A 25,362-nucleotide genomic window follows, 5' to 3' on the forward strand; every position below is an offset into this window, starting at 1 on the left:
ACCGATCCCGCTTTCACCGACCGGCATGATCTGTCGGGGAATATCGCGCGACTGCGCCCTTGCGCTCGGCACGGCAAAATGCGACGCCACGTGTTCGAGCGCGGCCTAGGATTGCGCATGGGATCGCCAGACTACCAAAGCATCGGGGGCACCGTTCAACCGTGAGCGATAATCTTTCATCCGTTCTGTTCAGCCTGATTGGCATTGTCGCCATCCTTGGCGTCGCATTCCTGCTTTCGAATGGAAAGAGTCGGATCAGGCTGCGTGTGGTTGGCGCCGCCTTTGCACTGCAAGCCGTGATGGCCCTGCTGGTTCTGCGGACGAGTTTCGGCGTTGCCACCATCGAGTTTATGTCGAACGGCGTGATCGCACTGCTGGATTATTCCAAGATCGGTATCTCTGCGGTGTTCGGTCCGATGGACGCGAACCCGTTCACCAACACTTTTGTTATCGCCGCCCTGCCCGTGATCGTCTTTTTCGCGGCCATCGTCTCGATTCTCTATCACCTTGGCATCATGCAGCGACTGGTCCGCTGGGTTGGCGGGGCAATTGGCTGGATTACCGGCATCAGCAAGGTTGAGGCGTTGGGCAGCGCGGCCAACATCTTTGTCGGCCAGTCGGAAAGCCCGCTCGTGGTGCGGCCCTATCTGGCCTCGCTTCCGCCGGCTCAGCTCTTCACACTCATGACGGTCGGTATGGCGGGCGTCGCAGGGACCATCCTTGCCGCCTATGCAAGCTTCATTGGTTCGGATGCGGTTCCGTTCTTGCTTGCGGCGGCATTTATGTCGGCACCGGGAGGTATCTTGATGGCCAAGATCATCATGCCTGACGACAATGAACGCGCAGAAAGCGGCGAAGAGGTCGATTTGCCGAAGGCGCGGATCAGCGCCGAAGGCCCCGCTTCGCTGGTCGAAGGCGGCAAAGCTGGCGAAGTCGAAATGGCTGAGACTTTTGAAGAGGGCCAACGTCCAGCCAATATTATCGAGGCCGCTGCACAAGGCACGCAAACCGGTGTCAAATTGGCTGTTGCTGTCGGCGCCATGGTCATGGTGTTTGTTGCTCTTGTCGCGCTGGCCAACGGTATGCTGGGCGGACTTGGCGGTCAGGTCGGTTACCCCGATGTCACATTCCAGCAATTGCTTGGTTATGTGTTTGCGCCAGTCATGTACCTGATCGGCATTTCTGACTGGGATCAGGCCCAGCTTGCCGGCGGCTTGTTCGGGACGAAGATAGTGCTCAACGAATTTGTAGCCTTTATCGACCTTGGTGCGATGACAGCGGATCAACTGCCAGAGCGTAGCCGAGCGATTGTGACTTTCGCACTGTGCGGATTTGCCAATTTCTCCTCCATCGCGATTCAGATGGCGGTGACGGGCGGTCTTGCTCCTAACCAGCGTCCGGTTATCGCACGCCTTGGATTGAAAGCTCTGGCCGCTGGCAGTCTTGCCAATCTGATGAGTGCCGCTCTGGCGAGCATTTTCCTGCCTTTCTAGCAGCACGCAAAGCGCGTTTCGTCGGCAAAATCTTGGCAGACACGCCCGAGCGGGTGTAAGGGCCGGTTATGACTACGAACACGCCTTCGACCCGCTCTACCGCCGGCATTGCCAGCGTTTCTCTTGCTCAGCCGCTTGCTGATATCGCCGATGAACTGGGCAACAGTTTCGCCGAGTATGGCTTTGCGGTCGTGCGCGATCATGGAATCCCGCAAAGCTTGATTGATCAGGCCGAGGAGAAATCCAAAGAATTTTTCGCTCTACCGTCCGGTGTGAAGGAAGGGTACAAGATCGATGGCGGCGGCGGTGCGCGGGGATACACCCCGTTCGGCACGGAAAAAGCGAAAGACGCAAACGTCTTTGACCTCAAAGAATTCTGGCACGTTGGTCGCTCGCTAGACCAGTCACACGAGCTGGCAGAATTTATGCGCCCCAACGTATGGCCTTCCGAAGTGGACGGCTTTGAACCGACATTTGCGTCGCTCTATTCAGCCTTTGAAGACGCAGGCCTGCGTGTTCTCGAAGCGATTGCTCTGCACCTCGGACTCAACCAGCAATTTTTCGCCTCGACAGTCGAAGACGGCAATTCCGTTATGCGTTTGCTGCATTATCCACCGCTTGGCCCGGATGCGCCTGAGGGCGCGATCCGCGCCGCCGCGCATGGCGACATCAATACGATCACATTGCTGCTCGGCGCAGAAGAGGCCGGGCTGGAATTGCTCAGTAAATCAGGTGAGTGGCTGTCCGTCGATGTTCCAAAGGGCGCATTGGTGATCAATGTCGGCGATATGCTTGAACGGCTAACGGGCGGAGCTCTGCCTTCGACGACACACCGTGTTGTAAACCCGAGCGGTGAAGCGGCGTCTCGGTCGCGCTATTCAATGCCGTTCTTCCTGCACTTTCGGCCAGACTACTTGATCGAGCCTTTGGACGGATCAGTGCCAAGCGAATCGGACGATTTTGCCCCGATTACTGCCCACGAATTCCTGATGCAGCGCCTGCGCGAGATCAATCTCGCCTGATTCGTGGCGGAATACCGCGCATTTTCCGCCAAGTTATCCCAAGCGGCTCAGAATCTCTAACCACGTTGCACTGCAGCAACAGGGGCCCTTGTGAGCCCCTGAATCCCTAGGATTCTTGGCCCCTGAAATATGGCCAGTTGGCGCTGAGGTGTTCACCTGGCTGTAAGTTTCACAGGATTGTAACAAAACTGTAGTGTTTCCGACGTCCTACGCGCCTATCGCGGGCCTGCTTGATAAGCGCTTGTCGTGAAATTCTCCCATGTGACTCAGGGGCACAACCATGAAACTCAAATATCTTTTGGCAGCGAGCGTCGTCTCTCTTTCTGCCGCAGCCACCATCGCAGCGCCCGCCGCTGCTCAAACCATTACTTCTGGTATCGAAGGTCAGGTCGCAGACGCAGATGGCAACGTTTTGCCGGGCGCGACTGTCACCATCACCGACGAACGAGTCGGATCAACCCGCACCGCGACAGCTGGTGGCAACGGCGAATTCCGCATTGGCTCGCTTCCTCCCGGCGGCCCTTACACTGTCACAGTCACGGCAACTGGTTTTGAAGGTCAGACCGTTGAAAACGTGTTCACCAGCATTTCCGGCAACACCGGCTTTAACTTCGCACTGGCTCGGACGGCTGCTGGCGGTACGGACAATGTCATCGTTGTTACCGGCGCCCGTGCTTCTGTAACACAGCTCGCAGTTGGTCCTGGCACCGCATTCGACACCGAAACGCTCGAAGCGTTCCCGTCGATCACCCGCGACGTTCGCGACATCATCCGTATTGATCCGCGTGTCAGCCTTGAGCGTTCGAACGACGTTGATCGTATCTCGTGCCTCGGTGGTAATGACCGTGCGAACACCTTCACCGTTGACGGTATCATCCAGTCAGACGCTTTCGGTCTGAACGGCACACCGTTTGCTGCGCGTAACTCGCTTCCGCTTCCATTTGACGTGATTGAGCAGACTTCGGTTGAATTCGCTCCGTTCGACGTTGAATATTCGGACTTCACCGGTTGTCTCGTAAACGTTGTTACCAAAGCCGGTAGCAACAAGTTCAGCGGCTCTGCCTTCATCACCTATTTCGATGGCGGCATGCAGGCCAACGAAGTCGAACAAGCTGACGGTTCGATTGACCCGTTCAATGCTGGTGAAGAAAAGCGCTGGGGCGCGACACTTTCCGGCCCGATCATCCCTGATCGCCTGTTCTTCTCGCTCGGCTATGAAGAAGTTGATCTTGGCGATGGCTTCAATGGCGGCCCGGGCGCACCAGGCGTCGACTTTGTGACGCAGGCACAGTTTGATCGTTTCGCTCAGATCGCGAACGATGTGTATGGCCAGGACATTGGCGGCATCCCGACACAAACCGCAGAAGCCAACGTTCGTTACTTCGGTCGTCTCGACGCTGTGATTAATGACAGCCACCGTCTCGAAGCGACCTACCAACGCCTCGAAGAAACCAATGTCGAGCCTGACTTTGGCGGCGACAATTTTGGCGGCATCAACTCCTTCGAAGACGAAGGCACGATCTCCGATTATTATTCGCTGCGTCTGTATTCCGACTGGAGCGACACAGTTTCGACCGAACTACGCGTGAGCCGCGCCGAAGTTGGCGACGTTCAAGGCCCGCTCGGCTTTGGCGAAGCGCAGTCTGACAACCCGACCGTACGTCTGGTCGTCGGTGTTGACGGCCCTGGCGACATCGGCACTCTGTCGACTGGCCCGGGCATCTTCCGTTCGGCCAACCAGCTCGATACGAAGATCGATCAAGCCCGCTTCATCATGAACGTGGATGCCGGTAACGGTCACTTCTTCAAGATCGGCGCAGAACTGAACGATCTCGAAGTGTTCAACCTGTTCGCTGTCAACGCGACTGGTTCGCTCTACTTCAACAACCTTGATGATTTCCAGAACGGCCTGCTTTCAGGCGGTACGGAAATTTTCCCTAACAATGACGAGATCTTTGATGGTCGCGCCATTGCCGGTGACATCAACGTTGCACCTGGCTTTGACATCAACAATGCCGCTGCCTTGTTCAGCCGTCGCACCTATTCGGTGTTCGCGCAGGACGAATGGCAGGCGACAGATCAGCTGAACGTAACAGCTGGCGTTCGTGTCCAGCTTTATGATGGCGACGCGCCTGTAGTAAACCCGCTGTTCCAACAGCGTTTCGGCTTCACCAACGCGAACTCGTTTGGCCGTCTCGACCCGGTAATCCTACCGCGTCTTGCTGCGACATACGACCTCGACAATGACGGCTTCTTCTCGAACAGCCGCATCACTGCGGGCGTCGGCGTCTTCTCAGGCGGCGATCCGGTTGTTTTCTTCTCGAACGCGTTTTCGAACAACGGTTTCTCGACCGGTCTCGGTACGTCGAACAATTGCGGCGCAGGCGAGATTACGATTGATCCGGTCTCCGGTCAGCCAATCGTCCTGAACGGTGGTACGTTCACCGGAATTCCGCAGTGTATCGTCAATGCGGGTGAAGCTCAGGCATCGGCCGGTCGTGCAGACGTCCAGTCGACCAATCCGGATTTCGACATCCCGACAGCGATGCGGGCTAATATCGGTTTCGCGAGCGAAATCGGCGCGGAAAGCGGCTTTTTCTCGGGCTGGAACCTGAACGTCGATTACATCTACACCCGCTTTATCGATACGCTCAGCGTTGTTGATCTGGTGCAGGTCGTCGATACAGGTGAAGGCCTGAACGGCTTCACTGTGGACGGTCGTCCGATTTACCGTCCGATCGACCCGCTGAATGCTGGTTGTAACGCTGTGCTTCAGGGCACAGGCGGTACGCCGCCAGTTTACACCGGTGTTACCGATCCTTGCTTTGCAACAGGTCTCGATGACTTCCTTCAGTTGACCAACGGGCCAACTCTGGAAAGCCACAACGCCTCGCTAATCCTGCGTAAGCGTTTCAGCGAAGGTCTTCTGACCGAAGGCGGCAGCGTGAACGTAAACTTCGGTTATGCGTTCAGCGACAGCCAGCAGACGATCAATTTCCGTTCGTCAACAGCCACGTCGAACTTCGATAACTCGCCAGCGTTTGACCGTCAGAACCTGGCTGTTTCGCAGTCCGGCTTTGAAACCCGTCACAACATCACAGCATCGTTGTTCTTCCGCGAAGAATTTATCGACGGTTTCGACACCGGCTTCGGCATCTTCTTCCGTGCTTCGGAAGGCCGTCCATACAGCCTCGTGTTTGATGATGGTCGTCCGTTCTTCAACGACAGCAACTCGCGTGAACAGAATGCGCTTCTCTATGTTCCGACTGGCGTGAACGATCCGAACGTATCACCAGACAGCGATCCAGCTGCTGTCGCTGCGCTTCTTTCGGCTTTGAACGACGGAACCGGCCTGATCAGCGATCTGAACTGCAAGTTCACCCCTGGTCAGACAGTTGAACGTAACCAGTGCCGTAATGAGTGGTTCTTCGATGTTGACATGCGCTTTAGCCAGGAACTGCCATTCATCGGTAGCCTGACCGGCATCACCGAAGATCGCCTCGAACTGTTCGTGGACTTCGATAACTTCCTGAACCTGCTTGATGCGGGCTGGAACACTCGCCGTGCACTCGGCGGTTTCGACGGCCGCGTTGATCTGGTTGATGGTGCGTATGACGACGAAGGTCGCTATATCATCACCAACTTCAACAACGGTTCTTCGGAAGCCAACACGTTTGAATCGAACAGCGCATGGCGCATTCAAATCGGTGCCCGCTACGAATTCTAATTCGTCGGCACCTGATAAAAATCAGAAACGGCGGGGCCCTCGGGCTCCGCTGTTTTCGTTTAGGCCTGTTGCAATTCAAACTGTTCCGATGAACCGCGGTCAGCAAGCTCCAGAAGTTCCTCGGCCAGAGCCTTCTGAACCGCGCTGGATTGTTTGCTCCGCAGCGCGCGTTCCAGCGCAGAGGCCTGTTGGCCCAGATCCTCTTCTCCAAACATAGCGGCAGTTCCGGCCAATTTGTGGACCAGCCGCGTTAGCTGCTCACGTTCGGACCGGGGTACTCCGTTTTCCAGCGTCCCATCGCGCGCGGCAAGGCGCACCGCTTCGACAGCCTCTTCGCGCCGCATCAGCCATCTGCGGGTAAGCTCGCTTGGGTTGTGGGGCGTGCTGGGTGCAGGCGCCGCAGCCGAATGAATGGCCGAGTTTCGATCTCCATCCGCGTCGGTGCGCTCGAAAGCGATCGGAGGCTCAGATACTTCCGCGTCGATCTCCAAAATACGGGTCGGCAGCCAGCGTTGAAGCGCGCGTGCAATTTCAGAAAAAACGAATGGCTTGGCGAGGTGCGATTGCATGCCCGCATCGCGCGCCGCGGCGACATCTTCGGGAAATGCATTTGCCGTCAGCGCGATGATCGGCAGGATGTCAGGCCCGATACCCTCGGCCCTGATGGCGCGCGTGGCCGCGTATCCATCGCAGCCGGGCATCTGGATATCCATCAGCACCAGATCATAGGGCGAGCCGCGCATCATGCTGTCAATCACCATTGAAATCGCTTCGTTCCCGTCATGGGCAAGTGCGACGCTTTGGCCGCAGCGTTCAAGCATCTCTGTTGCAAGCATCCGGTTCACGTCGTGATCCTCGGCCAAGAGGATGCGTGCGTGATGCGGCAGGTCGGCAAGCGTGATCGGCGTAGACTCAGGCGCGGGCCGCCGCGCAGGTGCCGCGCGTTTGGCGGGGAGCGTCAGCGTGAAACATGACCCAACCCCTGCTTCGCTTTCAACATCGATAAAGCCGCCCAGCAATTCGGCGAGCTGGCGGCTGATTGTAAGGCCAAGGCCAGTCCCGCCAAAGCGGCGTGCGGTATTGCTTTCTTCCTGAGTGAAGGGATGGAACACCGATTCAAGGCGCGAGCTGCTGATCCCGATACCGGTGTCGACCACACGCACGCTGAATTGATCATCATCAACGCTATAGACGACATCAATGGTGCCGCTTTCAGTGAACTTCACAGCATTGCCGATAAGATTGAGCACAATCTGCCGCAGGCGCAGACCATCGGTCATAACCCAGCCGCTGGCACTCTCGTCAGACCCATCGCCAACGGCCTCCCTTTCAAGCCGTAACCCAAGGCCCTTTTTCTCAGCATTCGGCATGTGCAGCGCGGTGCATTCTTCCAGCGTTTCATGCAGGTCGATCGCGGCCTGATCGATAGATATCTGTCCGGCTTCGATTTTCGAAAGGTCGAGGATATCGTTGAGCAGCAGCATCATGGACCGCCCCGACTGGACGATCATTTCCGTTTGCCGCCGCTGGTCATCGTCTAAATCGCTTTGCAGCATCAATTCTGCAAAGCCGAGGACGCCGTTCATCGGAGTGCGAATTTCATGGCTCATATTGGCAAGAAATTCCGACTTTGCCCGGACCGCGTTTTCGGCATGGTGACGAGCCCGTGTGAGGAGCAGCTCGAGCTCAACGCGTTCGGTCACGTCGCGGGCTGAAACAACAATCCCTTCAGCCTCACCGCTTTCGGGGTTAAAAGCGAGTCCACATTCTGCTTCGATATAAACGGCGCTGCCATCAGCCGCATCGAGAAAACGCCGGTAAGTAAAGCGCTCCTTTTCAGACTCGCGCGATACCAAACGGTGCTGCGCCAGACTTATCCTCTCGCGAGCGTCCTGATGCATGCGGTCGGTCGCAAACTGCCCGACAAAGATTTCGGGCTCTGCGTTCAGGACATCGCGCACCGAAGGTGAGGCATAGGTGCAGCGGCCTTCGATATCATACCGCAGCACCGCATCGGTGATGTTTCCGGCGAGCAGATCCAACTGACGTTTGCCATCGGCCAGATCTTCAACAATCCGCTGCCGTCCCGCAAGGATCGCGGCGACCGGTAATCCTGTTAGGAAATTTGCCGCAATGAAAGCTTGCACTATATGCACTTGGGCTGTTGGTGAAAGACCAGCTGCCTCAATCGGGCCAAAACCAGCCCAAGTCATTACGCTCGCCACAATGGCAAGTCCGAAGACATACAATGCCGTGCCCAAGCTTCCCAACCGGAATGCATGCAGCAGCGCAATTGGCGGGATTAGAAACAGCAGCGGATAGGCATCTTGCCTGAAAACAAGAAACGCGCACGCCATCCCGCCGCCAAGCAGAGTAATGCGCTCTACCCAATCAAGCCCTATCGATGCCGCGCGTTGCTGCCAAGCATCGTAAGCCAGAAGAGAGGCCGGGACGATTAGGATCATACCCATCGCATCGGTCAACAGCCATGAGCTCGCCAGCGTCCAGCTTGAGCCGGAATCCATGGCCATAGCGAGCGATGCTATCGCCGCAGAAGAAGCAGGGCCGACCAGCCCGCCCGCCCATACAAAACGCGCAAGGTCGGGCAATTGGGTCATGTCTGGCCGGGTTGATCCACCTCCCCGCGCGACGGCCACAACAATTGCGATATCAACGAGATTCGCGATCGAGAATATTGACGCTATCCAGATAGGCGTGCCGGAAAGAGTGTTAGAGAGAATGCTGGCGATAAACACTCCGAGATAGAAAGGGATGCTGTTCGCGACGCGCGCCCGCAGCAGGAGCGCGACTGCAAAGGCGTTTGGAACCCAAACGCTGGCGAGGGTGGAATCGAATTTTGAAAGTGACAGGCTCAACATCGCGAGCGCAAAGAAGCCCACCGAAGCGGCGAGCGCAAAAATCACGCTGTTCGCATCGATGCGGGGCATCTTTATCGAGGCCTTGCCGCAGTCCGTGCTGTCGGAGTTTGCGCGGTCGATTCTGCTCTCCATCGCATTTGCCCTTAAGAATGGTATAGAAAATCGGTATGAGTTCGGGTGGGATTGCCAGCACTGTGGATGAGAAAGGCGAGTGTTAGGTTCACTATGACCCACGCGAAAACACGGTATTCGGGCGCCTTGCGCCGCCCGCGCTGGTGGGTGATTGCCCTCATCGTGCTCCTGCATCTCGCCGCGCTTTATGGGTTGGGGCGGGCACTTGCGCCGGAATTTACGGGTTCGGTCGAAGAGACTGTCGTGTCAGCTTTCACGGTGACAATTACGGCGCCGCCCGACCCTCCTCCGCCGGAAAACGATCCCGAGCCAGATGAAGGCGCGCAAGGCGATCTGGGGCGGGAGGCAGTTCCGCAGCCGGTCACAGCGCCCAAACCGAAAATCGAAACCAAACCCAGTCCCAAGCCGCAGGCATCTTCGACCGGCACTGCCAATCGGTCCGGCGCGCGCGCGGAAGGCGATGGCACCGGAGCAGCCGGTAGCGGCACCGGCACCGGCCGCGGTAATCAGGGCGGCGGCCAAGGCGGCGTGGCAGTTACCAAGCCCGTCCATATCTCCGGCGCAATTCAGAATGCGCGCGATTATCCTGTTCCGGCAGGCGGGCGAGAGGCGCGGCGCGGGACAGAGGTGATTGTGCGTGTGGTCGTGGGTGTTGATGGCCGTGCACGGCAATGTTCCATCTACCGCCCAAGCCCCGATGCAGAGGCGGATCGCATCACATGCAACCTTGTCGAGAATCGCCTGAGGTTCCGCCCGGCGACGGACCGAAACGGCAATGCCGTTGCTGCCCCGTTTTACTGGCGTCAGAGGTGGTTTTGAAATTGGAATGGGGCGCGAAATTTGATGCTGCAGAATGGTGGCATGACTCACCTGTGCTGGTATAGGAGCCCCGTGAATTCAATCTTTCGATGGCCAAATCTGCGGAGCCCCGATGACAACCAGCATTATTCATCCGGTCATCCTGTGCGGTGGCAGTGGCACCCGCCTTTGGCCTGTCAGCCGCAAGGCAAAGCCAAAGCCGTTTCTGCCTTTGATCGGTCACGAGACGCTGTTCGAACAGGCGGCAAACCGGGTTGCAGGCGACAACCGTTTTACCGCGCCCGTTGTGGTGGCTGGACCGCAACATATCGACTTAATCGAGGAACAGCTTTCCGGCCCGCACAGATTGATAGTTGAGCCGTCGGCCCAAAACACCGCGCCCGCCATCGCGCGCGCCGCTGCGTTGCTGCCTGCAGATGATATCATGCTGGTTTGCCCGAGTGATCATCATATTGCAGATTCGAGCGCGTTTCGCAGGGCGGCTCTGGCCGCCGCGGCCTTGGCACAAGATGACTGGCTGGTTTCTTTCGGGATCGCAGCGACAGGACCGGAAACGGGCTATGGCTATTTGCATCACGGAGAGGCCTTGCCCGGCGGTTTCAAGATCGCAAACTTTGTTGAGAAGCCCGATCTGAAACGGGCAAAAGCGTATGTCGAGAGCGGCGAATATAGCTGGAATGGCGGCATTTTCGCCTTTCGGGCTGGCTACCTGATCCAGGAATTGCAGCAGCACCGGCCGGAAATGGCCGCATTGGTCGCGCAATCGGTTTCAGAGGGCAGAGAGGACGGCATGCGCTTTCATCCGGCGGCTGAGCCGTTCAGCGCCATTGAAGGGGATTCGATCGATTACGCCGTGATGGAAAATACCCAGCGCGCGGCCATGGTTCCCGCCGATATGGGCTGGTCCGATATCGGCAATTGGGCGGCTCTGCAGGATGCGCTTGCGGGTGAAAGCGATGACGCTGGCAATGTTACCAAGGGCACAATTGATCTGGACGGATGTTCCGGCGTTTTGGCGATCAGCGATGGCCCGCGTGTCTCGGCAGTCGGGCTTGATGATGTCTGCATCATCGTTTCCGATGGTGAAGTGTTGGTGACCACACGTGACGGGGCCCAGCGCGTTGGTAAGCTGCCAGGGGCGGCAAACCAGTGAGCGGAAACGGAGCCCCATTCCAATTGCCGACCAAGATGGTTGAGAAGGTCTGGGGTCGTGATCAGCTACCTGCGTCTTTCAAAGCCCCTTCGGGAGAGCGGATCGGAGAGATTTGGTTTGAGCCGCCAGCCGAATTGCCGCAGCTGTTGGTCAAATACCTCTTCACCAGCGAGAAATTGTCTGTGCAGGTTCATCCGGGCAATCACAACGCTCTGGACGGTGAAGCTGGCAAAGAAGAATGCTGGTTTGTGCTGCATGCCGATGAGGGTGCAAAACTGGCCATCGGTTTTGACGAAGAACTGACATCGGAACAGATCGAACGCGCTGCTCGCGATGGTTCGATAGAGGGCCTGCTGACTTGGCACGATGTTAAAGCCGGTGACGTCTACTATCTTCCGGCCGGTACAGTTCATGCCATCGGGCCGGGTCTTTCGCTGGTCGAAGTGCAGCAGAACAGCGATACAACGTTCCGGCTGTATGATTATGGCCGCCCGCGCGAATTGCATCTCGAACGTGCATTGGCGGTTGCAGATGGCGGACCTTATCCTGCCGAGCAAATGGGAACTTCGACCGAGCGCGGCCAGACACTGGTAGACGGTGCCCATTTCCGGCTTGACCGGATCGAAGGTGCACCTGACGATCAGATCGTCAGCGCTTACCGTGCGGGCCTGTTGGTCCTGCCGTTGGAAGGCACAGTGAGGAGCATTGATCGTGACGCCGCTGCCTGCGCCGGGGAATGTCTCTACGCAGCATCGATTGATGCGCTCGATTTCAGTGAAGCAGGCGTTACGCTTCTTACGAGACCCGCAGGCTAATTTGCTGGCGCTTTAGCCAGCGGCTTTTAGTTCTGGCGCTTGACCCAGCAATTCTTCGATCTCGCTGCGTCCATAAGGTTTGCTCAGCAGTGACTCTGCACCCAGTTCCGCGATTTGATCGGCCATTTCCGCATAGCCTGTGGCGAGCACAAACCGGACCCCGCGCTCTTTGAGCGCCGCTGCCACAGGTTCGCTCGATTCCACGCCGAGGTTGAAATCGACAATCGCGAAATCGGGCAGCCGCTTCTCGATAGAAGTGAGAGCGCCTGCGACGCTGCTTTCGATCTGGACTGATTTGATGCCAAGGCGTTTGAGGCTTTCTTCCGTGTCTAGAGCGATGATCATGCTGTCTTCGACCACCAAAACATGATCCGGCAATTGCAGCGCATCAAGTTCCAGCGTGCCCGTTTCGCTTCCTTGGTTTGCAGGGGTGAAGCTTTGCTTCTCGTCGCAGCTATCGATCGGGACAATGTATCGACTGGGAATTGTGAAATCGGCTTCTAATCCGCCGAGTTTGAAACGCAGATCGGCATCGCCTTTAAGTTCATACGGGATAGAGCGCTCGATGATTGTCGATCCGAACCCGCGCCGCGAAGGCGGTTTAACAGGCGGGCCGCCGCGTTCGCGCCACCGAATTTCAAGGTCGCCGAAGCCGTTGAAGTTCAGCGAAACCGCCAGTTTTCCGGATCGGTCACAAAGACTTCCATACTTCGCTGAATTGGTCACGAGTTCGTGCACGACCAAAGCCAGAACGGTGTAAGCCTCTGGCTTGACCAGCACGTCCTGTCCGGCGAGCTGGAACCGCTCCTTCTTCTCGTTCAGATACGCCCCCAGCTCTGTTTCGAACAAAGCGGACAGCGGGGCCGGTGCCCAATTCTGCCGCGTGATGTTGTCATGCGCCGATGCCAGCGCGGAGATCCGTCCACCGATAATCGAAGCAAAATTGGATACTGTCATCGCCTCGCTCTGGGATTGCGAGACAAGGCTGCGGATCAAATTGAGGATGTTGCGGACGCGGTGATTCAGCTCTGCGATCAGCAGTTCCTGCTGTTCCTGGGCGCGCTTGCGTTCAATCGCGACTTCATCGGTCATGCGCAAAATCACTTCGAGCAGAGTGATGCGAAGCCCTTCCGCAGCCTGAACGTCAGCATCGCTCCATTCCGCACTCAGGCCTTCGACCGTTTCTTTCCAAGCGCTAAAGCTGCTGCGGGGATGCAGCCTCTCACCGGGCGCAGCGATGGATTTTGCCGGGTTGCCCGCCCAAGTCACCTGCTGGCTTAACGGTTTGCGCCACAGCACCAGATAGTCGCGCGGGCTTCGCGAAATCGGCAAGATCATCGCCCCCGTGACCAGATCTGCGAAACTGGAGGCTTCGGGAATTTGCTGCACAATGGAACTGGTCGCGATCACCGCGCTGCTCGGTGTGCTGCCAAGCGCAGGCATGATATCCGCGAACTGCTCTGGCGTAGGCGCGTTTCCGCGTCCGCGATATTGACCGCCCGCCCAAACCGAAATCCCGTCATGCTCAATCAAATCGCCTAGCAGCTCTTCGATCATGGGGAGGTTTTCTGTCAGCGTCGTGCCGCCCGCAAGTCGCATCATCAATTGGTCATGCAATTCCCGACCGCGCGCGCGGAGTTTTTCAGACTGATCGATCAGCATCCGGTCAAGCATCATCGAAAACATCTGGCTGAATGTTTCAGCAACGGTGCGCAGCGAATAGGCAGGCAGGCGCGGCTCGTAATGGTGACACGAGATCATGCCCCACAGTCTATCATTGCGGACAATCGAGATCGAAAGCGACGCTTTGACCCCCATGTTCTTCATATATTGAACATGCATTGGAGAGTGGGATCGCAGCATGCTCATCGATAGATCAAGCGGTTCGCCCTTCATTGAGCGCGCGGGCTCAATCGGGATGGCTGCCGCATCCATATCTGCAATCACTCGAAACTTGTTGCGTTTGAACAGTTCGCGCGCTTGCTGGGGAATGTCGGCCTGCGGATACCTGAGGCCGAGATACGGCTCCAAATCTTCGCGGCGTTCTTCCGCCACCACTTCACCGCTCTCATCGGCATGAAAACGGTAAACCATGACCCGGTCATAGCCGAGCATATCCTTGACCAATTTCGCAGCCATATCGCACAGCGAGCCAAGATCACGGATCGGGTCAAGACGCGTTAGAGCCGGTCCCACAAGGCTTAGGTGGTTGGCATAATGAGCATCGGCGTGCCGCTCAAACTCGAGAATGATGTTGCCGCGGCTCAGATGCACGGCGCAATCGAACAGCTTGCCGCCCGAGGTCAATCGGAGACCGAACAGCCGCTCGACAGTGTCGTCAGACCTTAGCCTTGAAACGGCATCTTTCAGGATGTCGATGGCGTTCGGTACGAAGCAGTCGGCCAGCCGCGTGTTGATGGCCGGGTTGCTATCAATGTCCAATAAGTCAGCGCAATTTATCGAGTGACGGGCAATAACCCAATCGTTGTTGACCGCGATCAAGCCGCCGAAGTTTTGAACGGCGCCGATGTGATGGATCGCTTCGCGGTCGCATTCAGTCAGTTGCGTCTGTGTGGGGTTAAAATTCATGCTGCGACTGCCGAGTGAGAGGGGGTGGGATCCGGAACCTTTGCGGTGTGGGCAATAAAGTGGTCGAACACTGCAATCGCTGCCTCGCTGGCGGCGGTCAGCATGTCGAGATCGGCGGGTTCGTCGATGAGCGGGCGCAATTGTTTCCAGAACGCGAGCATTCCGGGATCAGAGAGGAAGGCACAGGGCCAGTCTGCGTGACCGGCTTTTTCCAGCTCTTTCAATATTGAGCGATTGCCGAGCGAGGAGCCTGCAAGCACCCAAGCTGCGCCAATGGCGCTTGAATCGCTAACCGGGCCGATCGCGAAATCGCTGGCTGGGCCAGCGACAGGTAAGCGAACGGCGAGGTTTTCCAGATCACGTGCAATCAAATGCGATTGGGCCGGAGCGCAAAAAGCGGCTGGTGCATTGGCACTCATCCAATGCTCGACGGGCAACCGAGCCGCATATTGCAAGGACAGGAACCGGGCGTAGTCTTCTCGCGAAGCCCATCCACTTGCACCGCGCATCGCATTGTCCAATCGGTCATGCGCGTCGGCGGTTATGTGCCTGAGATCGATTCTGAGACATTCGCTTGCTTCTATTTTGCCCGTCAGCCCGATCACCTGGCTCCTCATCGTCGAACCTTCGCCAACGCTTGTGTCAATCAAGCCTGTCAGAAAAAATGTTAGTAAAAAGTTACACTTTCGAATGACAGTCTGGTGGAGCAAATGCAAGTGCGCGCGCCTCTATGGTCGCCTAAGAGCGCTCAGCACAAGGCATGTAACCCTTTGAAATAGGTTCATTCTGGATGAAGTTGGCCGCAATCGACCAAGCTGGCGGACGTTATTCCAACAGTTTGGTGGCTTGCGTGCGCACGGCGTTTTCCAGCGTTCCGCGCAGAAATCCCAGCATTGCCGGAAGATTCATCTCAATGACGACCTCGTCATCATACACTTCAACCGCGCCTTTGATCCGCTGCCCGGCGGCGGTGACGAGCAGGTCCATCTGGTCTTCATCGGGCCAGGTGGTTTCGATTGTGGCCATACCGGCGGGGAAATAACCTGCGATTTCGTGGCTGCGCTCCCGCATGCGCTTGCGGACTTCTTCCTTGCCGAGGTCATGGGGCAGATTGACGCGCATCAGGCCGTGCTCAATTCTTCTTACCGGTGATATCTTCGAGCAACTCGTCCCCGCCATAGCGGTATTCGAGATAGCGATCCTTGATCGCCAGATCATCAAGCGCGCCCTCAGCGAGGCGGCGGGTTACGCGGTCTACCTCAGTCGAGATTTTACCCAAACTGTCGGTCAAACGTTGATCGGCCGTTTTGCCAGCATGCGCTTCGCTGCGCATATGCTCGGGCACCTTGCGGTAATTGTCGATTGTCTCAGGGATATATTCGCCCACCAACTCGCGAACCTCGCGGGCAGCAGGGTGGTTTGCATCGACTGTTTCCAGCTGGATGCCGAGAGAATCGAGCTGCACGCCGAGATCTTCGACAATCTTGGCCGCTGGAGCGGGAAGGGCTGGGCGCTGGGATTCCAGCCAAAGTTCTGTGCGGGCAACCATCTGTTTTGGATCGCCCTGCGACAAATCCGCGCGCTTGGGCACTTTCACCTTGGGATAGTTGCTAAAGACATAGGCTGCGGCCATCACCGCAAGCGCGACCATCATCACACCGGTGAAGCCAATTCCGCCGAGCAGAAGTCCGGCCGCTGTCATTGAAACAATGATCACCGCGATCGCGCTAGCAAAATACTTCGCCCGTTTGATCCAGTTCTTACGCTTCGCCGCTGCAGAGCCCGCGCCGATGCTGTCGCCGGGCCGGTGTGTCCCGCCAGTGCGCTGCACAGAAAGCGATTGGCCCGCTGCACTCATGATCTGATCGGATTGGTTTGTCGTGTCGTTCATTATTTATCGAGCGCCAGCAAAGACGGTTCCGAAGCAACCTTGGCCTGAGCCTGAGCCTGCCCTTCTGCGCGGGCGATATAGCCTTTCGACTTCTCAACCTCGTCGGTCAGGACATTCACGGTCTGCTTCATGCTGCTGAGTGCGCGGACTTTGAAATCGTCAACTTCGTCCATCGTGTCATAGATGTTCTGGAAGGCGCGTTGCAGCGTTTCGAGCGGAATGGTGCTCGACGCAGCTTGCTCGTGGATTTGAGCTGTCTGTTCGCGCAGCAATGTGCTGGTCGAATCGATAATGTTCGTGGTCGTCTCGTTCAACGATGTGATCTGTTGAAGCACAAGGCGTTGGTTGGTCATTGCCTGCGCGACAGTCACCGCCGTACGCAGTGCGCCGACAGTCGTGGTGCTGGCGCGGTCCACGCCTTTGACCAGCTCGACATTGTTCTTTTTAACGAGATCAAGCGCGAGGTAGCCCTGTACGCTCACGGCCATCTGGGTGAGCAGATCCTGTGTGCGCTGGCGCACATAGAACAGCGCGCTTTCACGCAGCGCCTTGGCTTTTTCCGGGTCGCTGGAATCGAGCTCTAGCGCTTTCGCCTCAAGCCGTGTGTCGAGGGTCTTGGCGATGTGGATCATTTGTTCCAGCTCGCCCATCGCTTCCCACAGCTTCTGCCGTTCCGTGTCGATTGCAGCGTTATCGAGGTGCAGTTCCTTCTTACCGCCCTCCAGCCGTTCCAGAATCGCCTGAATATGGCCCTGTGCCGATGTGTAGCTGTCAAAATAGTTCTTCAGCTTGTTGCCGAACGGGATGATGCCAAACAGTTTGCGCGGGGTCAGCAGCTTGTTTTTGCGGCCCGGATCAAGGTCTTCGACCGTGCGGCGAAGTTCGGCCAGATCGCTGCCGACGCTGCTATCGGCGTCCATGGCGCGCACGGGGCGATCAAGGAACCGGTTGGAATGCGCGGCGGCGGCGCGGATCTGTTCCTGACCCATGCGGGTGATCTGGTCGACTTTCTCGCCGAATTCGGGTGATTTGGCATCGACCGAGACGAGATCGGTGACAAAAGCATCAACCTTCGTATCGAGCTTACTTTTCTCTTCGGTGGAGACGGGAACGAGGCCGGCTGCCTTTTCAGGCGTAACCTCAGGAACGGGATCGGGCGGCGTCAGCTCGAAATCGGTGGCGGTCTTGGTCGCGGTTGCGATCTTTGTTTCCGGTGCGGCTTCGGTGCTCATTCTAACGCGTTTCCTCCGAGGGCCGGTTGGCCCCAAAATCCAAAATTTCCTATATCACTGTATTAGTGATCTAAAACACACCTTTCAAGGTAGCTCTTTTTCCGCCCCTGTTCCAACGAATTGAGCGCGCGTCTAAGCGAACGCTTTGCCTTGGGCGCGAAACCCCGTAACTACGCGGAAACATTTGAGGACTGAGAGACTTGGCAACCGAAAGCAACAATCCGGTCAAAGAAGCGAAAAAGGAAGAAGGCGAGGCAACGGCAATAAGGCCGACTGCGTCGACTTTCGGCACGGTCAAGTTTAGCTTGCTGCGCTGGTGGATGCGCGATGTCATCGGCACCGTGAATCAATCGCAGGTGATCGAGACGCGGCGCGAGGATTGCCTGCTTTCCGAACGCTATCTGTTTATGACCGCGATGAGCGCGGGTATCGCCGTGCTTGGTCTGTTGTTGTCATCGCCTGCTGTTGTTATCGGCGCGATGCTGCTGTCCCCGCTGATGGGGCCAATCATGGGTCTCGGTTTTGCTCTGGCGATCGGCGATTATCAGTGGTTGAAACAATCCGCCCGCAGCCTCGCCTGGGGCAGTCTGATGGGTATCGGGCTGACGGCGCTGCTGGTCTATATGTCCCCGATCCAGACTATCACGCCAGAGATCGCGGCGCGAACCCAGCCAAACCTGTTTGATCTATTTGTGGCGCTCTTTTCGGCGCTGGCGGGCGCCTATGCGATGATCCGCGGGCGCGAGGGTACGATTGTCGGCGTGGCTATTGCGACCGCTTTGATGCCGCCGCTCGCAGTCGTCGGCTTTGGCCTTGCGACGTGGAACTGGACGGTCTTTTCCGGTGCGCTGCTGCTCTATGTGACCAACCTTATCACCATTGCGCTCACCGCTTGGGGCATGGCGCGTCTCTATGGGTTCAAGACTTCGCTCAGCGCGCGCAACACCATTTTCCAGAATATCGCGGTGACTGCCGTGTTCATTGGCCTTGCGGTTCCGCTCGGCTTTTCGCTGCAACAGATCGCGTTTCAAACCAATGCGCAGCGGATCGTTCGCGCGGAAATCGAGGAAAAATTCGATGCCAACAGCAGGGTCGATCTTGGCTCGATTGATTTCGGGGCAAAACCGATCAAGGTCAGCGCGTCGGTTTGGACGTATGTATTGAAGCCAGAAGCCGAGGTTGAAGCCGAGCGTGCATTGACGCGGGAACTTGGCGAACCGGTCGAACTGACACTTACGCAGTTTCAAGGTGGCAGCAGCGGCAGCGCAGCGGAACTGGCACAGCTTTCTGCTGCGCGCGCGAACGAAGAGGCCGCCGAACAGGCGCGGGCCGAAGACCTTGGCAAACGGTTGGCTCTGGTGGCCGGTGTTCCGGAAGACGACGTGCTGATCGACCGCACCCGCCGCAAAGCGATGGTCCGCGCCGAACAATTGGAAGGCGCCACATTGGCCGCTTACAAGGCTCTGGAGCAGCGGATCAGCGCGACCGAACCGGAGTGGGAGATCGAGCTGCTACCGCCGGCCGGGCGATTGCCAGCGAATATCGAGTTTGGCGAAGACGGGCCGACGCCTGACGGAGCGAGAGCCCTGAGCGTTATCGAATGGGCATCTGCGCGCGTCGATATTCCTATCGTGCTGGTCGGAAATCAAGCGGATGCCGAGGCTGCCGCCGCTATTCTGGCCACAAGCGGGGTAGATGTGAATGTGCGGCTTACAAGCGGACCGGTGCGGGCCGAATGGGGCGGCGCCGGGCAATGATCCGGCCTCTCACTTTGTCCCTGGCGTTACTGTGCAGCTTTTTTGCTACACATGTGGCAGCGCAGGATGGGCCAGCCGAACGCGACTTTGCCAAGCGCTTTCTTCCGAAACTGCAAAAGGTCTCACCTGAAAGCGTGGTTTACAGTGAACCGGGCGATCCATTGCAGATCAACTTTGATCGCGAAGATGGAAGTGATGGCCCGGTCACGGTGAACCTCCATCGGATGTTCCAATTTTGTCAAACCATCTCACCGCAAGAATGCAATGCGCAAATGGCCGAATTTATTGCGGAAATGAGGCGCGAGCCACCCGGATCAAAGGCCGAAAATCTGCGTATCATTGTGCGCGATGCAAGCTACTTAGAATACGTCGAAAACTCGGTTGCGGGCACCTCGCTCATACCTGTTTATAGGAAGATCGGTGACGATTTGTTTGCGATCCTCGCGCTCGATGCAGAGCAAAGCATCTCGGTCATCGGTCAGGATACGCTCAAGGATATGGGTCTGGATGGTGATGAGGCGTGGGACCGGGCGAGGCGGGAAACACTGGCTCTGATCCTTGCTTTTGGAGAGAACGATGATTTCGGCCAAGGGCTCGTCTCCTTTGAGGGCGACGAGTATGTCGGCTCTATGGCTCTAATGCGTGACCAATGGGCCAAGGTTGCCGCACGGCAGGGAGGTAAGCTCGCAGTGGCGATACCTTCTGACTACTTTTTCCTGGCAGTCAGCGTAGCCGACGGTGAGGAGCTTAAGCAGTTCAAGGAACTCGCTGTCGAGCTCTGCCAGATGGCGTCACGCTGTATCTCACCCAATGTTTACCGCATACGTGATGGCGGCTGGGTGATTGCAGAATAACCTCGCGGTTTAAGCTGCGAGTTCCAGCGGGACAATCTCACCCGACAGATACAGCTTTTTCGCCTTTGCGCGGCTGAGTTTGCCCGAGCTTGTGCGGGGCAGGGTGCGCGGCGGGACGAGTTCCACGACGCAGCTCATGCCGGTGACAGAGCGAACCTTGTCAGCGATCTGCTCGCGCAGTTTCACCCGTTCTTCCGGATCGGAAACGCGGCAATGGACCAATACGGCAGGCGATTCCTCGCCGCCTTCGGTTTCGACAGAGAACGCCGCGATGTCGCCGTGGTTAAAGCCGGGCAGCTGTTCCACGGCCCATTCGATGTCCTGCGGCCAATGGTTTTTGCCATTAATGATGATCATGTCTTTGGCGCGGCCCACGATGAACAGGTAGCCATCGGCCAGATAGCCCATATCGCCTGTGTCCAGCCACCCATCCACGAGGCAGTCTGCGGTGGCTTCTTCGTTGCGGAAATAGGAATGCATGACGCTGGGGCCGTGGCACCAGACTTTGCCGATCTGGTGATCGCCGCGCGCATCGCCGTTTTCACCGCGAATTTCGACGGTCATATCAGGCAGAGCTTTGCCGCAATTCACAATTGCGCGGTAACGGGCCGGGCGCGTAATATCGCGCGGCGTTCCTGAAAGGCGCTCTTCTTCGACCAGTTCTACGCGGATACCTTCGCCCGGCGGCATAACAGTGACGCCCAAAACCGCTTCTGCGAGGCCATATGACGGCGTAAAGGCCGCAGCTTTGAAGCCAGCGTCCGAGAATGCGTTCACAAAGCTTTGCATGACGTCAGGACGGATCATATCTGCGCCGTTGCCTGCAATCCGCCAGCGCGACAGGTCGAACCGGTCCGCGACATTCGACTGGCTCGAAATGCGGCGCGCGCAGATGTCATAGCCAAAGGTCGGCGAATAAGAGAGCGTGTTGCCCGGATTGCGGCTGACCATATCCAGCCATGCCAGCGGACGGCGCGCAAAGGCATCGGGCTTCAGATAGTCGGCGGAAACCTGATTGGCGATCAGCGACAGGAAGCAACCAACCAAACCCATATCGTGATACCATGGCAACCAGCTGATACAGCGATCATTCTCGCCTAGATGCATGCTGGTGGAATGGCCATACAGATTGTGCAGCAGCGCCTTGTGAGTCACCGCTACGCCGGTCGGGAAACGGGTCGAGCCGGATGAATATTGCAGGTAGCAAATATCCTCGGGATCAGCGGTGGGCAAATTGCAATCGGGCGCTTCGCGGGTCGCAAAATCATCCCAGCTTTCGCTGGCGCAGCCCTGACGTTCCGCAGCAGCCGCTGCCATCTCGCCGATTTCGGGCGGATAGATCAGCATGACCGGGTCAGAACTGCTCAGTTGTACGACGAGAGAGTCGATATAATTGTCTTTGCCGCCAAAGGTCGTCGGCAGCGGCAGCGGCACTGGCCAAGCGCCGGTGTAGATGCAGGCGCAGAACAATGCGGCAAACTCGGCGCTGGTTTCTGCGATCAAGGCCACGCGGTCTTGAGGCTTGATGCCGGATGCAATCAGGCGGCGGGCCATGACAAGCGCATCTTCGCGCATCTCAGAGAACGGATAGACCCGTTCCAATTGTCCACGCATATCGTGAAAATTAAGGCCCTTTTCGCTTCTGGCGGCGTAATCAATGGCGTCGTTGAAAGTCGCAAATTCAGCGCGGATGCGCGGTAAATCGCAATCATTCGGCGTCGGCTTCAATGCGGCGTCGGTCATATTTATAGCGATACCCGTAATTTGCAGCGCAGCGAAGTGCGCCCTATCATATCCCTCACGTATCAGGCTCCCATACCCAAAACGGTCCTTACTTGCTCCATTTGATAAGGACTGTGGCACGAATAAGGCGAAAAAATTGCGTTGAATAGGTTTTCGTCATCAAAGAGTCGCGGAAAAGCGGGCTCGGATGGTCGCCAGAATGGCGATTTTGCACGGGGCCGCAAAGCCTCCAAGCGTAAACCTTTGGATGAAACATCGTTACGCGATCTGGCACTTTCCTATGCTGCGCGCTTTGCGACAACCGGTGCAAAATTGGAGGGGTATCTCGCTCGCAAAATCCGCGAACGCGGAATTGCCGACGACTCCGATGGCCGAACAATCGAGGTTGATACCCCTGCTCTGGTCGCCCGCTTGATAGAGCTGGGTTATGTCAATGACGACGCCTATGCCCGCGCAAAATCGCGCGATCTGACCGCGCGGGGATACGGAGCGCGCAGGGTCGAGCAGGCGCTATGGGCGGCAGGGGTGGATGAAGATGTCCGCGAAGATCATGCGCCAAGCGAAGCTGCGGCGCGCGAGGCGGCAGCATTGCTAGCAAAGAAGCGGCGCTTTGGCGTGTATTCAGATAAATTGCTTGGGAGTGAAGAGGAAGAATATGAAGGTGGTTTAGATCATGTAAATTCCCACAAGCTGCGCGAAAAACAGGTTGCTGCTATGCTTCGAGCGGGTCACAAGATGGACCATGTCCGGTTCATTATGGATGCACCTGCTCACGCGGATGTTGAGCAATGGATAAAAGAGGCGCTAGAGGAACAAGGCCATGACGATGTTTAATCACTTGCCTTTCAAGTCGGGGGCACTGCTCGGGTTGATGCCTGCCGTGCTCCTCGCTGCGGCGTGCACCCCCGTTGGCGCAGCGGAGGATCCGCCGACAACGTCAACGGTTGAAGAGACCGCAACCAAGCACCCGATCTCCGGCCTTGAGATTATCGATGTGACCATTGTGAGCGGCGAGGCACGCCACACCTTCAAAACCGAACTTGCCGACACAGGCGAAGCGCAAACGCGCGGGCTTATGTTCCGGACCGAGCTTGCCGACGATGAAGCGATGATCTTCCCGTCTTATGTGCCGCAAGCCCGCAGTTTCTGGATGCGCAACACGCCTATCTCGCTCGACATCATCTTTGTCGGGACCGACGGCACAATTTCGAACATTGCGGAGCGGACCGAACCGTATTCACTGGATTCGCTCCCCTCTAAAGGCCTTGCCTCGGCGGTGTTCGAAATTCGCGGCGGACTTTCGGAAGAGCTCGGGATCGAGCCCGGTGATGCGGTCGAGTACGATCTGCCGGAAAACCCGCCGGAATAATCTTGGCGTGACGCGCCAATTCCGCTAATCGGCGCGCCATGGGAATCTTTGGAAAAATCTTCACTTGGTGGGACGGCGCGACGCTTGGCACGCATTGGTGGGCCATGCGCACCGGCGGTGAACATGTCGGCACCGATGCCGAGGGCAACAAATATTATCGCAAAGCCGCCAAAGAGAGTGTTCCGACGGGCTCTTACACCCAAAAGGAAAAGCGTTGGGTGATCTATAACGGCGCCAATGATTCAAGCCGCGTGCCGTCCGAATGGCACGGCTGGCTGCATGGTGCATTTGATGACGTTCCCGAAAGCCATCTGCCCCCGGCAAAGATCTGGGAAGTTGATTACACACCCAACGCGACCGGCACTGCGCAAGCGTACCGCCCGCAAGGCGCGCTGGAGCGCGGCGGCAAACGTGCGGCCGCTGATGGCGATTACGAGGCGTGGTCGCCCGAGGGCTGACCGGACCGGCGATGCGGCGTCTTTATCCTGCCTTGTTAATCGGCTTTGCTTTGACCGCTTGCGGATCGGAGCCCGAAGCGCCGCAGACCGTTGAAGTCCCGCTTGGCGAAGCCGCAGATGCGGAAGAAGCGATTATCCCTACGGATACCGACGGTGTTACGCCCAATGCGGAGCGGGTGGCCACGCTTGGCCTGCTGAACAAACGCAACAATATCAGCGAAGATATCGAGATGAAGCCGGGTGAAACCCGCGAAATCGGTCCGGTGATCCTGACTTTGGCAAGCTGCGAACGCACCGCTGCTTGGGAAATGCCGCAAGAAACAGGCGCCTTTGTCCAAGTCGATATTCTGGACCGGGGCCAAAGCGATCATGCCCGCGTCTTTTCCGGCTGGCTGTTCAAAGAATCGCCCAGCATGAATGTGGTCGAGCACCCGATCTATGATGTCTGGGTCAAAGACTGCGCGATGAGCTGGCCTGGCGAGTAATCAGAGGCCTTGGCGTTTAGAGCGACGTCTTCAAAAGCATCAGCGAGCGAACTTTCTGTCGTTCCGCGCGCGTGGGACACCAGTTTGAGATAGTCCTTTTGCGGCATCTCCACCGCGCCCATCGAGGCGAGGTGATCGGTCATAAACTGGCAATCGAGCAGTTTGAAACCAGCATTGCGGAGCAACGCGACGAGCCAGCATAGCGCCACCTTGCTCGCGTTATCCGCGCGGCTGAACATGCTTTCACCGCAGAACACCGTGTCGAATGATACTCCGTAAAGCCCGCCAACAAGCTCCGGCTCACCAAGGTCGTTTTGCTGCCAGCATTCGATGGAATGGGCATGGCCTGCGCGGTGCAGATCGACATAGGAGCGCACGATCCGGTCGCTGATCCAGCTTTCCGGATGGCCAGGGCGCGGTGCGGCACAAGCGCGGATTACGTACTCGAAAGCGTTGTCGATCGTCACCGTGAAACGGTCCGAACGCAGCACTTTTCTGAGGGACTTTGAAACGCGCAGTTCATTCAGTGGAATGATCGCGCGGTCGCGCGGCTCCACCCAGAAGACATCCTGATCCTCACGCGTGTCCGCCATCGGGAATATTCCGCTGCGATAAGCGAGCAGCAGGGTTTCCACCGGGATCGTATTGCGCATCGGAGAGTGCATAGTGTCAGGCGCTTAGCAGCGAGTTTGTGCAGAGCGCCAGATATTACGCGACGGACCGTTTGATTTGAGTCCACAATGCGATTGCACACGGGCCGGTGCGATCTTGTATTGCCTATGGCGCGCACCCCCGCTATTGCGCGCGCTGCCTGCAGGGGCGTAGCTCAGTTGGTAGAGCGTCGGTCTCCAAAACCGAAGGTCCAGAGTTCGAGTCTCTGTGCCCCTGCCATTTCTCTCTTTTTACCTCAGACGTCGGGCGACGGACATCCGTCCGTCTTGACT

20 protein-coding genes and 1 tRNA gene are annotated in these 25,362 nt (G+C 57.4%); 13 read left to right on the plus strand and 8 right to left on the minus strand.

What is annotated here, in order from left to right; translation table 11 throughout:
- Positions 1-161: 161 nt before the first annotated feature.
- From KCG46_RS05410 to KCG46_RS05420, 3 genes are all read left to right on the plus strand, one after another.
- Positions 162-1,493 (plus strand): NupC/NupG family nucleoside CNT transporter, encoded by a 1,332-nt coding sequence (locus tag KCG46_RS05410; protein WP_218404267.1) that lies wholly within the window; start codon positions 162-164, stop codon positions 1,491-1,493.
- Positions 1,494-1,561: 68 nt separating this feature from the next.
- A complete protein-coding gene (locus tag KCG46_RS05415; protein WP_218404268.1) occupies positions 1,562-2,515 on the plus strand; it encodes an isopenicillin N synthase family dioxygenase in 954 nt (317 codons plus the stop codon).
- Positions 2,516-2,795: 280 nt separating this feature from the next.
- The gene (locus KCG46_RS05420) at positions 2,796-6,242 is read left to right on the plus strand and encodes a TonB-dependent receptor (protein ID WP_218404269.1); all 3,447 of its coding nucleotides are present in this window, start codon (positions 2,796-2,798) and stop codon (positions 6,240-6,242) included.
- Between the two features lie 59 nt (positions 6,243-6,301).
- Here KCG46_RS05420 and KCG46_RS05425 read toward each other — a convergent pair whose 3' ends face one another.
- Positions 6,302-9,253: a PAS domain-containing hybrid sensor histidine kinase/response regulator gene (locus KCG46_RS05425; RefSeq protein WP_218404270.1), complete on the minus strand. Its 2,952-nt coding sequence runs from the start codon at positions 9,251-9,253 to the stop codon at positions 6,302-6,304.
- Positions 9,254-9,346: 93 nt separating this feature from the next.
- Between KCG46_RS05425 and KCG46_RS05430 the strand changes: the two genes are divergently transcribed.
- The 3 genes from KCG46_RS05430 (at position 9,347) to KCG46_RS05440 (ending at position 12,040) form a co-directional block, all read left to right on the plus strand.
- Positions 9,347-10,072, plus strand: a complete 726-nt coding sequence (locus tag KCG46_RS05430; RefSeq protein ID WP_218404271.1) for an energy transducer TonB — start codon at positions 9,347-9,349, stop codon at positions 10,070-10,072.
- Positions 10,073-10,184: 112 nt separating this feature from the next.
- Positions 10,185-11,225, plus strand: coding sequence for a mannose-1-phosphate guanylyltransferase (locus tag KCG46_RS05435; protein WP_218404272.1), 1,041 nt, complete (start codon positions 10,185-10,187; stop codon positions 11,223-11,225).
- On the plus strand, positions 11,222-12,040 hold the full coding sequence (locus KCG46_RS05440; RefSeq protein WP_369410168.1) for a class I mannose-6-phosphate isomerase: 819 nt from the start codon (positions 11,222-11,224) through the stop codon (positions 12,038-12,040). Before KCG46_RS05435 ends, KCG46_RS05440 begins: the two co-directional genes overlap by 4 nt.
- Positions 12,041-12,052: 12 nt before the next feature.
- On the opposite strand, the gene KCG46_RS05445 is transcribed toward KCG46_RS05440, so the two are convergent.
- The 5 genes from KCG46_RS05445 to KCG46_RS05465 all read right to left on the minus strand — a co-directional run bounded on the left by KCG46_RS05445 (position 12,053) and on the right by KCG46_RS05465 (position 17,752).
- Complete coding sequence (locus KCG46_RS05445; protein WP_218404273.1) at positions 12,053-14,629, minus strand: HWE histidine kinase domain-containing protein; 2,577 nt, start codon at positions 14,627-14,629, stop codon at positions 12,053-12,055.
- Positions 14,626-15,048, minus strand: coding sequence for a heme oxygenase-like domain-containing protein (locus tag KCG46_RS05450; RefSeq protein ID WP_218404274.1), 423 nt, complete (start codon positions 15,046-15,048; stop codon positions 14,626-14,628). Before KCG46_RS05450 ends, KCG46_RS05445 begins: the two co-directional genes overlap by 4 nt.
- 406 nt (positions 15,049-15,454) lie before the next feature.
- Positions 15,455-15,751 (minus strand): polyhydroxyalkanoic acid system family protein, encoded by a 297-nt coding sequence (locus KCG46_RS05455; RefSeq protein ID WP_218404275.1) that lies wholly within the window; start codon positions 15,749-15,751, stop codon positions 15,455-15,457.
- 10 nt (positions 15,752-15,761) lie between these two features.
- Positions 15,762-16,520 carry a hypothetical protein gene (locus KCG46_RS05460; protein ID WP_218404276.1) on the minus strand — a complete coding sequence of 253 codons (759 nt, stop codon included), beginning with the start codon at positions 16,518-16,520 and terminating at the stop codon, positions 15,762-15,764.
- Positions 16,520-17,752, minus strand: a complete 1,233-nt coding sequence (locus KCG46_RS05465; RefSeq protein ID WP_218404277.1) for a toxic anion resistance protein — start codon at positions 17,750-17,752, stop codon at positions 16,520-16,522. The genes KCG46_RS05460 and KCG46_RS05465 overlap by 1 nt, the downstream gene beginning before the upstream one ends.
- 200 nt (positions 17,753-17,952) lie before the next feature.
- Between KCG46_RS05465 and KCG46_RS05470 the strand changes: the two genes are divergently transcribed.
- A complete protein-coding gene (locus KCG46_RS05470) occupies positions 17,953-19,509 on the plus strand; it encodes a TIGR00341 family protein (protein WP_255551775.1) in 1,557 nt (518 codons plus the stop codon).
- Positions 19,506-20,363, plus strand: coding sequence for a DUF1444 domain-containing protein (locus KCG46_RS05475; RefSeq protein WP_218404278.1), 858 nt, complete (start codon positions 19,506-19,508; stop codon positions 20,361-20,363). The genes KCG46_RS05470 and KCG46_RS05475 overlap by 4 nt, the downstream gene beginning before the upstream one ends.
- A gap of 9 nt (positions 20,364-20,372) precedes the next feature.
- On the opposite strand, the gene KCG46_RS05480 is transcribed toward KCG46_RS05475, so the two are convergent.
- The gene (locus tag KCG46_RS05480; RefSeq protein ID WP_218404279.1) at positions 20,373-22,106 is read right to left on the minus strand and encodes a fatty acyl-AMP ligase; all 1,734 of its coding nucleotides are present in this window, start codon (positions 22,104-22,106) and stop codon (positions 20,373-20,375) included.
- Positions 22,107-22,349: 243 nt separating this feature from the next.
- Between KCG46_RS05480 and KCG46_RS05485 the strand changes: the two genes are divergently transcribed.
- Genes KCG46_RS05485 through KCG46_RS05500 form a run of 4 tightly spaced genes read left to right on the plus strand, consistent with a single transcriptional unit; the run spans position 22,350 to position 24,418 of the window.
- Positions 22,350-22,940 carry a regulatory protein RecX gene (locus KCG46_RS05485; protein WP_218404280.1) on the plus strand — a complete coding sequence of 197 codons (591 nt, stop codon included), beginning with the start codon at positions 22,350-22,352 and terminating at the stop codon, positions 22,938-22,940.
- Positions 22,927-23,475 (plus strand): DUF192 domain-containing protein, encoded by a 549-nt coding sequence (locus KCG46_RS05490; protein WP_255551776.1) that lies wholly within the window; start codon positions 22,927-22,929, stop codon positions 23,473-23,475. The genes KCG46_RS05485 and KCG46_RS05490 overlap by 14 nt, the downstream gene beginning before the upstream one ends.
- Before the next feature lie 38 nt (positions 23,476-23,513).
- Positions 23,514-23,933, plus strand: a complete 420-nt coding sequence (locus tag KCG46_RS05495; protein WP_218404281.1) for an NADH:ubiquinone oxidoreductase subunit NDUFA12 — start codon at positions 23,514-23,516, stop codon at positions 23,931-23,933.
- The gene (locus KCG46_RS05500; protein WP_369410169.1) at positions 23,915-24,418 is read left to right on the plus strand and encodes a DUF2155 domain-containing protein; all 504 of its coding nucleotides are present in this window, start codon (positions 23,915-23,917) and stop codon (positions 24,416-24,418) included. The genes KCG46_RS05495 and KCG46_RS05500 overlap by 19 nt, the downstream gene beginning before the upstream one ends.
- Here KCG46_RS05500 and aat read toward each other — a convergent pair.
- Positions 24,370-25,083, minus strand: a complete 714-nt coding sequence (gene aat / locus KCG46_RS05505) for a leucyl/phenylalanyl-tRNA--protein transferase (RefSeq protein WP_218404282.1) — start codon at positions 25,081-25,083, stop codon at positions 24,370-24,372. The genes KCG46_RS05500 and aat overlap by 49 nt on opposite strands.
- 150 nt (positions 25,084-25,233) lie before the next feature.
- On the opposite strand from aat, the gene KCG46_RS05510 reads away from it, so the two are divergent.
- Positions 25,234-25,309: transfer RNA gene (locus KCG46_RS05510), tRNA-Trp, on the plus strand.
- Positions 25,310-25,362 lie beyond the last annotated feature (53 nt).

Origin of the sequence: Erythrobacter crassostreae (genome assembly GCF_019204045.1) — a bacterium.
GTDB classification, from domain to species: Bacteria; Pseudomonadota; Alphaproteobacteria; order Sphingomonadales; family Sphingomonadaceae; genus Erythrobacter; species Erythrobacter crassostreae.